Consider the following 13,660-nt stretch of genomic DNA (forward strand, 5'->3'; position numbering starts at 1 on the left):
ACGGCACGCGCAGGTTAACGAACGCGTGCCAGGAACTCGCGTGTGCGTGGCGATTGCGGATTTGCAATCATCTCGCGCGGCTCGCCGATTTCGACGACAACGCCGCCATCCATAAAGATGAGTTGGTCGGCGACGTCCCGGGCAAAACCAATCTCGTGGGTCACCACGACCATGGTCATTCCGCTCGTGGCCAAGTCTTTCATAACCGCCAGGACTTCGCCGACGAGTTCGGGATCGAGCGCGGAGGTGGGTTCGTCGAAAAGGAGAACCTTCGGCTTCATTGCGAGGGCGCGAGCGATTGCGACGCGCTGCTGCTGTCCACCCGAAAGGCTTCGAGGATACGATCCTGCCTTCTCGCCCAGGCCAACTCGGTCGAGTAGCTGCAGGGCATGCTTCTTGGCAGACGCGACATCCTCTCGGCGGACGCGGACTGGAGCCTCGATTATGTTTTCCAGCACAGTCATGTGCGGGAAGAGATTGAACTGCTGGAACACCATACCGATCTCAGCGCGTCGCTGACAAATGGCGGCGGCCGGAAGTTCGTAGAGCTTGTTACCTTCCAGGCGATATCCGACGAAATTGCCGTCCACCAGCAACAGACCACCATTGATCTCTTCCAGGTGATTGATGCATCTCAGGAACGTGCTCTTGCCCGATCCTGATGGGCCAATGATGCAGGCAACCGATCCTGCAGGGACCTGCAGGTCAACGCCCTTCAGAACTTCGAGTGCTCCAAATGATTTCCGGACGCCGGCCGCATGTACCATAACATTCTGCGCCACTCCGAATTTTGCCCGATGCGAAACATGTGCGTTCATGCTGCGAGCTCCTTATGACGAAAGTTGAAGGCAGATTTGACGAGTGTACCGAGGAAGGACTTCTTCTGGAGGGGTTGCTCATCACGCGAAAAGTGCAGCTCAAGGTGATACTGACCGAATGTCAAAATGGAAACGATGATCAGATACCAACAGGTCACCACCAACAGCAACGGCATCGTTTCGAACGTTCTCGCGTAAATTGACTGGGCAGAATACAGAAGCTCCTGCACGGCGACGACACTGACGAGTGACGTCATTTTGAGTAGGTTGATCGCCTCGTTACCCGTCGGCGGGATGATGATCCGCATGGCCTGCGGAAGAACGATGCGTCGGGTCAGCTGGCTCGGCGTCATCCCAAGGGAGATGGCAGCTTCCGTCTGGCCCTTTGCCACGGCCTTTAAACCGCCTCGGATGATCTCGGCCATATATCCGGATTCATGCAACGATAGGGCCACGACCGCGGCCGTTATCGGCGTCATCACGTCGTTCATCGATACAGAGAAAACCGTCCCGACGCCCGGAATCCAAAGGGTAACGGTCTTGAAGATCAAGGACAGATTGTACCACAGAATGATCTGAACGAGCGCGGGAGCCCCGCGAAAGAGCCAAATGTAGGCGCGCGCCGGAACGGAGAGCAACTTGCTCGGAGACAGCATCATCAACGCGACAGCGGTTCCGAGGACCACTGCGCACCCCATGATCACGAGCGTCAACAGCAGCGTCGTCTTAACGCCGTTGATGATGACCGGGTCGAACATGTAATGACCAACAACCGGCCACTGCAGATTGGGATTTTCATAGAATGCGTACGCCACACCAGCCAGCCCCAACCCGACTAGGCTGATGGCTGCAACGCGAAACGGGTGTCGTAGGGGGACAACCTTCAGGCTGCCGGGGTCGATTTGCTCGGATGGCTGGGTACTCGTCACCTGGATAATAGACATGATGGTCGGTCCTTGTACGCAACGAACTGGTTGAATTAACCAGCCCGGTCGTGAATTTCAGCAAGGTTGCGAGTGCCTCTCCAGTTGATTGAGGCACCCGCTGGGCATTGTTACTTCGGGAGCTGATCGGCGCTCGAAATCACATCTGCCTTCTGAACGGCCGCAGGTCCCATCTGATACTTGTCGAGGACCTTGGCATATGACCCATTGTCCATCAGGTGTTGGAGAACCTTCTGGAGCATCTCGGCCGTCTTGGGATCGTCCTTGGGAATGGCGATACCAAGTGGCAACGGGAAGTATTCGCCAGGAGCGACCACCATAGCACCCTTGGTGGTGCCGACGTAGTAGATTGCGGCGGTCGTATCGTCAAAATAACCATCCACGCGGCCAGACAGGACCGCCTGGATGATATTCTGCTGCTGCGGATAGAGAGACTTCTCGATCTCTGGCTTGCCGGCAGCCTTGCAGTCGGCGCTCAGTTTGTCCGCGGCAAAGTCGCCCGAGGATCCGTTATGCACTGCCACTTTGGCGCCGCACAGATCGTCCTTCGACTTGAAGCGCGAAACCTTGTCTGCCGGCGTCACAAGAACGATGCCGGACTTGAGGAACGTGACGAAGTTGACAATCTTCAGGCGTTCGGGGGTCGCAGTAAACGTGCTCCACGCGATCTTACCGCGGCCGGCCGTAATACTCGGAAAAATCGACGGGAATGGCGTGGTAATGATATCCAGTTTTGCGCCGAGAGCCTCGGCTGCGGCTGTCGCCAGCTCGACGTCCAGGCCTGCGGGTTTCCCGTCCTTGTCGAGAAACTCGAAAGGAGCATAATCCATCGTGCTGAGGATGGTCAGCTTCCCGGTTGTGGCGACATCGTCGCTTTTCGGCAGATCGTCGGCCCACGCCGAGTTGGCCGCGATGATTCCTCCGAAAACGAGCGCACTGTAGATCATTTTTGACATTTTCAGCTTCCCCTTTATTGGTTGCCTGAAAATAATCGCGCCGGTCAATGAATTAGTCAAATCGATGTTTATCATACGAAACATGCATATTATTCATTATACCGTAGGTCATCAGGTCTACGGTTTCAGCTGCAGTTTCAGAGTTTTGAACTGACCGCTTACCCGTTTGAAATAGCATGGCATTGCCTGCGCGCCGGCCATTTCGCCCGGAAGGGCGCCGCCACCGACCGTCGCCGACAACAGCGACCTAAGGCCAGAAACTGCATTCATTCAGCCGGCGGCTAATGCAATCGAACCGCCGAGTGACGAAAGGTGCTTGGGCATGCGAACCACGTGTTGTAGTTTGCCGTGTATTCGTCTGGGAACGCATCTGCCAACCGGTAGACTAGGTTTCCTTGCGACAGTTCTTCAAGACCAGCGGCCAAGGCGGCGACCTGACGTTGCTCTCGCGCTGTCCTCTTCCGATCTTCGTCAGCTCGCACACATACTTCTTCGATCTCGTTGCGATGCGAGACCGCCGCTTCCTCCAGAAGCGGTGAACAAACCATGCTGACCGGGAAAATATCTTAATTAAAATTGCGTAAAGTTCAAATATATCTATATCATGCTGCAATACTATTGTGAATAGTATGATATATTATAAATAGATAAATATGAATATGGCCTCATAATTTCTTACGAGGCCAATCTGACAGGCTACTTTATTTTATTTATAATCATTTATCACAAAGTAAATCTACTTCAGCTTTGGTCGCAACCATAACTGAGATAATCTCCTCGATCTCGTCCACGGTATTATAATAGTGAGGGGATATCCTGATAGCTTCGCTCCGAATGCTTGCAAAAATCCCTTGAGCTGCCAATGCCGAGTGCATCGCCATCGCACCTATGCCAGGTTTCCTGAGGAGAACGATACCCGACCGCGATCTGCGTTCGAACTGATGTACGGGTTCAATCCCATGACGCAGCGCGATTTCGCAGAGCTTTTCATTCAGGTCCAAGACCCGGTTCTCAATCCAATCGATGCCGAGTTCGTCGATCTGTGCAAGTCGCTCGGCTAGCCCCAGAATCCCGGATCCATTCGCGGTCCCCGGCTCGAACCGCCGTGCATCGGGCAAAAAGTCGAGTTGCCGATGAAACGCAAATGGGTCGTTAACACTTAGCCATCCCACGATCGTCGGGGTGATTTCCGCAAGCGCCCGCTCCGAGAAGGTAGCAAAACCAACCCCCCGTGGCCCCATGAGCCATTTATGGGCACTTACAACAAGGACGTCGACACCGGCGGCCCCGACATCCAGATTGATCGCACCAATCGACTGCGTGCCATCAACGACGAGCAATGCGCCGAATTCTGAACACAAGGCTCCCAAAGTAGCTACGTCCGCTCGGAAACCGCTGAAAAACTGGACATGGCTCAGCGCGAGAACGCGGGTGCGGCTATCCATCGCCGACCTGATCTGATCCGGATCCAGGCGCCCTTCCTGTGAAGATATCAGGCGAACGTCGACGCCTTTCGAAGCCAGTTGAATCCAGCAAAGGTAGTTCGAGGGGAACTCCTGCGCGCAGACAACCAAGTTGTCTCCCTCACGCCAATCAATTCCGAGCGCCACCAGTGAGAGGCCATGGGAGGTATTTTGCACGTAGGCGACGTTTTTCGATGACGAACCCACGAGCTTCGCCGCAAGCTCGCGGCCTCTGTCAAAGTAGGGTTTCGAAACCTCTTTTGCGTCGCGAAGTTGATCTGCAATGATCTTATCGTAATGTTGACTGGCTATGCGAACGCGCGTTGGAACTGGCGTTACAGCTGCGTTGTCGACATAAATCTTATTTGCCAAATAAGTGATGTCGCTGCGCACATTGTTTAATTTTTGATCGTCCATAGCTACAACTTTCGTTTTCCCAATCGGACTTGCACGTCTGATCGCTCGTCGATAGTAGATGCCGAAGGTGGATGAGGCAAATTCGATGTGCTAATTGAGAAAATGAATGCTGCTCATTCCGCTTGGAGGATTTGATGAACTTCAGCGCAATCGATCTCAACCTTCTTCGCGTATTTGACGTGCTGATGAGGGAAGGCAACGTAACCTTAGCGGCCGAGCGCCTGGGGCGCACGCAGTCGGCGGTAAGCCATTCACTCGGCAAGCTGAGGGAATTGTTCAAAGATAAACTATTCGTCCGTGACGGTGGTTCAATGAAACCGACGCCGCGTGCTATCGAATTGGCTGCCGAAATTTCAGACGCACTTGCCAGCATTAGAGCGACTATCGATCGCTATCAGCTCTTCGTGCCGAGTCAAACCAGGCGAGCTTTTCGGGTGGGCCTTATCGACTACCACGGAGCGCTGGTCATCCCGGAACTGATCCGGCATTTCCGCGCAGAGGCCCCACACGCGACCCTCAATGTGATGCCAACCTCAAAGGAGGAGGTCGGGCGGCTCGTACTAACGAGAAAGCTCGATTGCGCGATTATTCTCAACTTCGACCAAGACGATCAGAATCTGCTGCTATCTGAGATTGGGCGAGACAACCTGATGTGTGCGATATGGAGTGGCAGCCAATTGCTGAGCCAACCTCTCACTCTCGAGCGCTACCTGGCTGCCACACACATTCAAATTTCCGCCGATGGAATGTCTGAAGGACTGGCCGACAAGGCGCTTCGCGAATTGGGGCTCCAACGAAGCGTGGCTGCGAAGATACCCAGCTATCTCGTAATCCCGTGGGTCTTACGCGGATCCGACCTGATAACGCATTGTGCGGATAGCATGCTCTTGAACCTTGATGACAAAAGCGAAGTTTGTTTGGTCGACCCTCCTATCACGCTTCCTGTCATGCCGATTTCGTTGATCATCCACAAGCAAATGGCGACCGATCCGGCAACGACCTGGCTAAAGGGTCTGATCGAAGAGATCTATGCGGACCGACAAAAGCGCAAGGAAGCTGCTCGAACTGTCAGCCCTTTGGTCAGACGTGGCTAACAGAACCGACCGCCGGATGCTGTTTCGGCATCCCAGGCACCTCAGCTATCGACGGCCTTTATCGCACCGAGCCCGGCAGTGAGGATAGAACGCATGGTTGTCGGCAGCGCGCAATAGCGTGCGACCGCGCAATAATGAGCAGCATTCATTTTCTTTATGACCAAAGCGAATTTGCTTCATGTCTCGTGGCGATTTAGAGTTTTGCCATCATCGACCTGTGCGACCTTCTTCGGCCCACGACTTTCAGAATCGACCAGAGACCATGAAACTAGATCGAACAATTGGCACCAGCGTACTGCTACTGGTCACTTTCGCACTTTGTCGGGGCAGCGCGTATAGCCTCACAACCGTCGCCTTCACGGCTATGTCAAGTGGCACGGTAGCGTTTCTGCGTTTCGCGATTGGGGCAATAGCATTGCTTGCCTGGGCAGCGTTCTCGATACAAGGAGTTGGTTGGCTAGCTCGCGATTGGAAGCCAATTCTGGTTTTTGCTCTCATTGGGAATTCCATTCCGTTTGGTCTCATGACCCTTGGCCAGGAAACCGTCCCCAGCGGTCTCGCCTCAGTGATGATGGCGCTTACACCGATGTTTTCCGCGTTGGTTGCCCACGTGTGCTTGCCTGATGAGAAGCTCACCTCCCGTGCAGTGGTTGGGTTGGCAATCGGCTTTGCCGGCGTGTTCGCGATTGTTTATGCCCGCGGGAAGATAAATCTGAATGCAGGCATGCTGTACGGCTTGGGTGCGTTGACGCTGGCAGCGATCTGCATCGCGGTTAATATCGTTTCGGTTCGCTTTTTTCGCCCCACAAATGAGCTTGGTACTGCTACTTTCAGCCTTGTCGTGGCAGCAATTACGCTCGCGCCCTTTATCAATTTTTCCGATTTTGCCAGGCCTGTGCCGATGGAAGTCGTTTACGCCTGCGTTGCGCTCGGAACCGTCAGCACTGCATTGGGCTGGCTGTCTCTGTTGGCATTGTCGAAGCGGGCAAATGCTGCGTTCTCGTCGACCGTCAACTATCTCATTCCGATCGTCGGAATGGCGATTGGGGCAATCTTCCTCAATGAGGACATCTATTGGACGGATGGCGTCGCGCTTGCCTTGATTATCGGCGGTACGACACTCGTGAAATCTGGTCCCGCCCGGCCGGCAACAAGCAGGAAAGCTGCTGAAGAGCCTGCGGCCTGAGGTTCGAGAATACAGTTTTAACGGTATCCGGCTCCCGGCCGGCGATTTGAGACTGCGCAAGTTCACATCTGATGGCACGAGAGACTTAACACTCTTTCACCGAGGATCATGCCCCTCCAACTTCAGGACTGGAGCATCAGTTGCCCATATCCAAAATACTGGTTGCCAACCGTTCCGAAATCGCCATCCGCGTATTCCGCGCCGCCAACGAGCTTGGCATAAAAACGGTGGCCATCTGGGCCGAGGAAGACAAACTCGCGCTGCATCGCTTCAAGGCGGATGAGAGCTATCAGGTCGGCCGCGGTCCGCATCTTGCCCGCGATCTCGGGCCGATCGAGAGCTATCTGTCGATCGACGAGATCATCCGCGTTGCCAAGCTTTCCGGTGCCGATGCCATCCATCCGGGCTACGGCCTGCTGTCGGAAAGCCCGGAATTCGTCGATGCGTGCGATGCCGCCGGCATCATCTTCATCGGCCCGCGCGCCGATACGATGCGTCAGCTCGGCAACAAGGTCGCGGCCCGCAATCTCGCAATCTCGGTCGGCGTGCCCGTCGTGCCGGCAACCGAGCCTTTGCCTGAAGATATGACCGAAGTGGCCAAGATGGCGGCGGAGATCGGCTATCCGGTCATGCTCAAGGCATCCTGGGGCGGCGGCGGGCGCGGCATGCGCGTCATCCGCTCCGAGGCCGATCTCGCCAAGGAAGTGACGGAAGCCAAGCGTGAGGCGAAGGCTGCCTTCGGCAAGGACGAGGTCTATCTCGAAAAGCTCGTCGAGCGTGCCCGCCACGTCGAAAGCCAGATTCTCGGCGACACGCATGGGAATGTCGTGCATCTGTTCGAGCGCGACTGTTCGGTCCAGCGCCGTAACCAGAAGGTCGTCGAGCGCGCACCGGCCCCCTATCTCAGCGACGCGCAGCGTCAGGAGCTGGCGTCCCATTCGCTGAAGATCGCCAAAGCGACGAATTATATCGGCGCCGGCACCGTCGAATATCTGATGGACGCCGATACCGGCAAATTCTACTTCATCGAAGTCAATCCACGCATCCAGGTCGAGCATACGGTGACCGAAGTCGTCACCGGCATCGATATCGTCAAGGCGCAGATCCATATTCTCGACGGTTTTGCCATCGGTACGCCGGAATCGGGTGTTCCACGCCAAGAAGACATCCGTCTCAACGGCCATGCGCTGCAGTGCCGTGTGACGACGGAAGATCCGGAACATAACTTCATCCCGGATTACGGCCGCATCACCGCCTATCGCTCGGCCTCGGGCTTCGGCATCCGTCTCGACGGCGGCACCTCCTACACCGGTGCGATCATCACCCGTTATTACGATCCGCTGCTGGTGAAGGTGACGGCTTGGGCGCCGAACCCGCAGGAGGCGATCGCCCGCATGTACCGTGCGCTGCGCGAATTCCGTATTCGCGGCGTGGCGACGAACCTCACCTTCCTCGAAGCGATCATCACGCACGAGAAATTCCGCGACAACAGCTACACGACGCGCTTCATCGATTCGACGCCGGAACTGTTCCAGCAGGTCAAGCGCCAGGACCGCGCCACCAAGCTTCTGACCTATCTCGCTGACGTCACCGTCAACGGCCATCCGGAAACGCGCGGTCGTCCCGCGCCCTCGCCGAAGGTTGCCGAGCCGGTATTGCCCTATATCGACAGCAATATTCCCGATGGCACCAAGCAGCTGCTCGACAAGCTCGGCCCGCAGAAATTCGCCGAATGGATGCGCGGCGAAAAGCGCGTACTGATGACCGACACGACGATGCGTGACGGCCACCAATCGCTGCTGGCGACGCGCATGCGCACCTACGACATCGCCGGCGTCGCCGGCACCTATGCGCGCGCGCTGCCGCAACTGCTGTCGCTGGAATGCTGGGGCGGCGCCACTTTCGACGTCTCCATGCGCTTCCTGACGGAAGATCCGTGGGAGCGTCTGTCGCTGATCCGCGAGGGCGCGCCGAACCTGCTCCTGCAGATGCTTTTGCGCGGCGCCAACGGTGTCGGCTACACCAACTATCCCGACAATGTCGTGAAATACTTCGTCCGCCAGGCGGCCAAGGGCGGCATCGACCTCTTCCGCGTCTTCGATTGCCTGAACTGGGTCGAGAACATGCGCGTGTCGATGGATGCCGTTGCCGAAGAGAACAAGCTCTGCGAGGCGGCGATCTGCTATACGGGCGATATCCTCAATTCCGCCCGCCCGAAATACGATCTGAAATATTATACCGATCTCGCCGTCGAGCTGGAAAAGGCCGGCGCCCATATCATCGCCCTGAAGGACATGGCGGGCCTCCTGAAGCCGGCGGCGGCCAAGGTGCTGTTCAAGGCGCTGCGCGAGGCGACCGGCCTGCCGATCCATTTCCATACGCATGACACGTCGGGCATTGCGGCCGCAACCGTGCTCGCGGCGATCGATGCCGGCGTCGATGCGGTCGATGCGGCGATGGATGCGCTGTCGGGCAATACCTCGCAGCCCTGCCTTGGCTCGATCGTCGAAGCCCTTAAAGGCTCCGAGCGCGATCCCGGCCTCGATCCCGAATGGATCCGCCGCATCTCCTTCTACTGGGAAGCCGTGCGCCACCAGTACGCCGCCTTCGAAAGCGATCTCAAGGGGCCGGCCTCGGAAGTCTATCTGCACGAAATGCCCGGCGGTCAGTTCACCAATCTCAAGGAACAGGCCCGTTCGCTGGGCCTGGAAACCCGCTGGCACCAGGTGGCGCAGGCCTATGCCGACGCCAACCAGATGTTTGGCGATATCGTCAAGGTGACGCCGTCCTCCAAGGTTGTCGGCGATATGGCGCTGATGATGGTGAGCCAGGATCTGACGGTTGCCGATGTCGAAAACCCGGCCAAGGATATCGCCTTCCCGGATTCGGTCGTTTCCATGCTGAAGGGTGATCTCGGCCAGCCGCCGTTCGGATGGCCGGAGGCGCTGCAGAAGAAGGCGCTGAAGGGTGACAAGCCCTATGTCGTTCGCCCGGGCTCGCTGCTGGCTGAGGCCGATCTCGATGCGGAGCGTAAGGTCATCGAGACCAAGCTGGAGCGCAAGGTCGATGATTTCGAATTCGCCTCCTACCTGATGTATCCGAAGGTCTTCACCGACTATGCGCTGGCAGCCGACACCTATGGTCCGGTCTCGGTGCTGCCGACGCCGGCCTATTTCTACGGCCTGAAGGAAGGCGACGAGCTCTTTGCCGAAATCGAGAGGGGCAAGACGCTCGTCATCGTCAACCAGGCGATGACGGCGACCGATGAGAAGGGCATGGTAACGGTGTTCTTCGAGCTCAACGGCCAGCCGCGCCGCATCAAGGTGCCGGATCGCGCCCATGGCGCGTCTGGCAGTGCTATCCGCCGCAAGGCCGAGACCGGCAATGCCGCGCATGTCGGCGCACCGATGCCAGGCGTCATCTCCACGGTCTTCGTTTCGCCCGGCCAGGCGATCAAGGCCGGCGATGTGCTCGTTTCCATCGAAGCCATGAAGATGGAGACGGCGCTGCACGCCGAAAAGGACGGCACGATCTCCGAGGTGCTGGTGCGCGCCGGCGACCAGATCGATGCCAAGGATCTACTGATCCTTTTTGCGTGATGAACTAGAAAATTGCCAAGGAGGCATGAATGTCTGGCAAACATACGAATTTGGACGACATCGAACGAAAGGCCACTGCCCCCGGATTTGGCGATATCTTCAGGCAAAAGCGTGTGTCGGTCGGCTACGGGATGGATGAGGTCGCGATCATCACCGGGCTGACGACAACGGAGATCCGTGCGGTGGAATGTGGCGGCGACGTGAGCCCGCGAATTATGGCCCGCCTCAAAAGAGTGTTGAATCTATCATAGTTGGTCCCACGCTTTGTCACTTGATGCGCAAAAATGCGCTTGCGAGCAGGTGGTGCAAAAGACCCGCTGGTTGTCAAGAGAGCTGATAGCGGTTCCGCCGGCGCTACTTGTTCGTCGGACACACATGGGAATCGTAATTGCGCCCTCCGCGTTACGGCTACTCGCATAAGTCAGAAATATGAAGATTGACGCTTATTTACGTTCGGAGGTCATGAGGGCCCTTGGTTGATCCCCTACTTTTCTTTGCCGGCATTTTGGCCGGAGGTATGAACGCCTTGGCAGGCGGAGGGTCCTTCGTCTCTCTGCCTGCCCTGATGGCCGTGGGAGTCCCGTCGGTTGCCGCAAATGCGACCAGCACATTCGCTCTATTTCCGGGAGGGTTGGCGAGCTGTTGGGTCTATAGATACGGTCTGGGAGATATCTGCGGCGTACCCCTTCGGCCGATTGCAATCGCGACATTTTTCGGAGGGTTGGCAGGGAGCGTCCTCCTCCTCTGGACACCCTCGTCGGTCTTTGAAGGAATCTTGCCCTGGCTGTTGCTTATCGCAACCATCATGCTCGCGATTGGACGAAGGATTGGGCCTGCATTGCGAAAGCGATTGCGAGTGAACCTCACCACGATCGTCGGGCTGCAATTTCTGCTGGGAATTTACGGCGGCTATTTCGGCGGCGCTGTCGGTTTGATGATGATGGCGGCATGGAGCATTTTGGACGACGCGGACATGAAGGCCCTGAATCCGCCAAAGACGCTTATGGTCAGTGCAGCCAACGGAATTGCGGTCGTGGTGTTTGTCTTTGCGGGTGCAATTAGTTGGCGAGAGTGCGTGCCGTTGTTGCTCGGAGCCGCTGCCGGTGGATGGATTGGCGCCCAAATCGGACGCCGGCTGCCTGCGGCAGCGATCCGCTTGGGGACAATCCTGCTTGCGATACTGACGACCGCAATTTTCTTCCTACGGGCATATGGTTGAATATGTCATCCTAACGGGCGTGGACGCCGTTTATGGTAGCCCACCCAAAGCGGCCTATGGTCATCATGCCCAGTCCCTTCGGAAGTCTCTGTCTATCTCGATCGTCGGCTTGTCGGATGCTAGGGTGAACATCGATAACGCGCCATGGGCGGTCTTGACCGGAATGGTGATGCCGGATCGAATTCTGAAATCTGCCGCGTCTGCATAGAATGCCCGTTCTGGCGTGGAGAGGCGCGCCCCTTCCTTTTCCCCTGTTCAATTGAAAATACGCTTTATAGATTTCGCGCGATTAACGACCGGATCGAGGTCCGTGTAGTTTCGCTCAAAGCGTACCGCCTGCCATTCTGGATCGTGGTTGGAGACTGCCAGCGTATGCCCATGTTGCAGGTTGAGATAAGCATAGCCGGCGAATCCAACCTGTTCGGCCAAATCGACAAGCGCGTCCTTCAGGATCTGTGAGTTCATGCCGAACCAATCCAATTAGTCGGCTAAATAACAGATAATCGGATTTATGGAACCATCCTGACGATCCAGTGAAAGTTAGATCTCATTTCTGAGAGAAATTGGTACACCGCTTTTGCGATGTTTATCCCTGCTGCTCAGCGCATCGACAACCAGCCAAGCCACCATCATGGCACAAGCCTAGGCGTCAAGAATGGCAACCGCACGCGTCCAGCCCGCGGATGCACCTTCGATCTTCACAGGAAAACAGGAAACCAGAAATCCCTTATCGGGCAACTGGTCGAGATTGGCCAATTTCTCAAGATGGCAATAGCCGATCTCGCGGCTCGCCTTGTGCCCTTCCCAGATGATCGTCGGATCCTGACTTTCGGCATAACGTTTGGCAGTGTGAATGAAAGGCGCATCCCAGCTCCAGGCGTCGGTGCCGGTAACGCGGATTCCCCGTTCCAGCAAATAAAGCGTCGCCTCCCGCCCTATGCCACAGCCCATTGCGACGTAGCCGGGTTCGCCATAGGCGGCACCGGCGGCAGTGTTCACCAGTACGATTTCGAGCGGGCTCAATTGATGCCCTATGCGTTTCAGCTCTGCCTCGACGTCGCTTGAAGTTACCACGTAGCCATCAGGGAAGTGGCGGAAGTCGAGCTTTATACCCGGCTGAAGACACCATTCGAGCGGCACTTCGTCTATGGCGATCGCTTTCGAGCCACCATCCATTGTCGAATGAAAGTGCCATGGAGCATCGAGGTGCGTGCCGTTATGCGTCGTCAAGGTGACCTCCTCGATTGCCCATTCCTGTCCGTCAGGCAGATCAGAAGATTGAAGGCCCGGAAAGAACATCCGAACATCCTCGGCACCTTGGCTATGGTCACGGTATCGGATCAACGGCTTCATGACCGGCGGGTCCGCCAATGTGTGATTGTCGATAGCGACCGAAATATCGATAAGCCTTCTGACCATATTCAGTTTGTCAATTCTACTCAGCTTTCAATCTAGGCCCGCCTGTCATCGTCGATCTTGTCAACTTTGAATGCTAGATTGGCAATCCCCTCAAGGTACGCATGGATTGTATCAAGCTCTTCGTTCGAAAACCTGTCGGTTACATGATAATACTGCGTTTGCAACTTTCGCAAATGATTGATGGGTTCGCGAGCGGCCTCCTCGTTAAGGGTGATACAGACGCCCCGGCGATCCCGCGGATTTGGTGCGCGCCGTATATAACCGGCTTTTTCCAATCGATCGAGCAACGCCGTTCCAGAACCAGACGTCAGCCCAAGGTAGGAGTTAATTTCCGTCGGGCTGATTGGTCTGGGGTCAAGCAAGAGCAGCGCAATGCAACTCAAATCCGTTGGATGTAGGTGCTGTTCGCGCGCAGTTTGGGCAAAAGCCTCCTCTATTTTGCGTGCCATTTTCTGTAACGCAGTTCCGACGCGCAGGAATTTTTCCTTTCGCTCGAAGATGTCGTGCATCGCGTTCACCTCATTATATCTTGACAATCAAGTTAA

11 protein-coding genes and 1 pseudogene are annotated in these 13,660 nt (G+C 56.3%); 5 read left to right on the forward strand and 7 right to left on the reverse strand.

All coding sequences use genetic code 11. The features are described 5' to 3' along the window. Window positions 1-14: 14 nt before the first annotated feature. The 4 genes from ABOK31_RS34015 to ABOK31_RS34030 form a co-directional block, all read right to left on the reverse strand. Window positions 15-818: an amino acid ABC transporter ATP-binding protein gene (locus tag ABOK31_RS34015; RefSeq protein ID WP_349962914.1), complete on the reverse strand. Its 804-nt coding sequence runs from the start codon at window positions 816-818 to the stop codon at window positions 15-17. Beyond that, complete coding sequence (locus tag ABOK31_RS34020; protein ID WP_349962916.1) at window positions 815-1,762, reverse strand: amino acid ABC transporter permease; 948 nt, start codon at window positions 1,760-1,762, stop codon at window positions 815-817. The genes ABOK31_RS34015 and ABOK31_RS34020 overlap by 4 nt, the downstream gene beginning before the upstream one ends. 110 nt (window positions 1,763-1,872) lie before the next feature. Continuing rightward, window positions 1,873-2,793 (reverse strand): ABC transporter substrate-binding protein, encoded by a 921-nt coding sequence (locus ABOK31_RS34025; protein WP_349962918.1) that lies wholly within the window; start codon window positions 2,791-2,793, stop codon window positions 1,873-1,875. A 641-nt stretch (window positions 2,794-3,434) separates the two neighbouring features. Next, window positions 3,435-4,598, reverse strand: a complete 1,164-nt coding sequence (locus ABOK31_RS34030) for an aminotransferase class V-fold PLP-dependent enzyme (RefSeq protein WP_349962920.1) — start codon at window positions 4,596-4,598, stop codon at window positions 3,435-3,437. Between the two features lie 134 nt (window positions 4,599-4,732). On the opposite strand from ABOK31_RS34030, the gene ABOK31_RS34035 reads away from it, so the two are divergent. The 5 genes from ABOK31_RS34035 (at window position 4,733) to ABOK31_RS34055 (ending at window position 11,696) form a co-directional block, all read left to right on the forward strand. Next, entirely contained in the window at window positions 4,733-5,692 is a 960-nt protein-coding gene (locus tag ABOK31_RS34035) for a LysR family transcriptional regulator (protein ID WP_349962921.1), read from the forward strand. A gap of 262 nt (window positions 5,693-5,954) precedes the next feature. Then, a complete protein-coding gene (locus tag ABOK31_RS34040) occupies window positions 5,955-6,878 on the forward strand; it encodes a DMT family transporter (protein WP_349962923.1) in 924 nt (307 codons plus the stop codon). A gap of 140 nt (window positions 6,879-7,018) precedes the next feature. Beyond that, window positions 7,019-10,477 carry a pyruvate carboxylase gene (gene pyc, locus ABOK31_RS34045; RefSeq protein WP_350019322.1) on the forward strand — a complete coding sequence of 1,153 codons (3,459 nt, stop codon included), beginning with the start codon at window positions 7,019-7,021 and terminating at the stop codon, window positions 10,475-10,477. Between the two features lie 29 nt (window positions 10,478-10,506). After that, window positions 10,507-10,728, forward strand: a complete 222-nt coding sequence (locus tag ABOK31_RS34050; RefSeq protein WP_349962928.1) for a hypothetical protein — start codon at window positions 10,507-10,509, stop codon at window positions 10,726-10,728. 266 nt (window positions 10,729-10,994) lie between these two features. Continuing rightward, window positions 10,995-11,696, forward strand: coding sequence for a sulfite exporter TauE/SafE family protein (locus ABOK31_RS34055; protein ID WP_349963122.1), 702 nt, complete (start codon window positions 10,995-10,997; stop codon window positions 11,694-11,696). A gap of 63 nt (window positions 11,697-11,759) precedes the next feature. Here the strand turns inward: ABOK31_RS34055 and ABOK31_RS34060 are convergent. From ABOK31_RS34060 to ABOK31_RS34070, 3 genes and pseudogenes are all read right to left on the reverse strand, one after another. Beyond that, window positions 11,760-12,161, reverse strand: a pseudogene (locus tag ABOK31_RS34060) (autoinducer binding domain-containing protein). 177 nt (window positions 12,162-12,338) lie between these two features. Beyond that, window positions 12,339-13,115 (reverse strand): cyclase family protein, encoded by a 777-nt coding sequence (locus ABOK31_RS34065; protein WP_349962930.1) that lies wholly within the window; start codon window positions 13,113-13,115, stop codon window positions 12,339-12,341. 32 nt (window positions 13,116-13,147) lie between these two features. After that, window positions 13,148-13,624 carry a MarR family transcriptional regulator gene (locus ABOK31_RS34070; RefSeq protein ID WP_349962931.1) on the reverse strand — a complete coding sequence of 159 codons (477 nt, stop codon included), beginning with the start codon at window positions 13,622-13,624 and terminating at the stop codon, window positions 13,148-13,150. Window positions 13,625-13,660: the final 36 nt, after the last annotated feature.

The organism is Rhizobium sp. ZPR4, from assembly GCF_040215725.1.
Lineage (GTDB): Bacteria > Pseudomonadota > Alphaproteobacteria > Rhizobiales > Rhizobiaceae > Rhizobium > Rhizobium rhizogenes_D.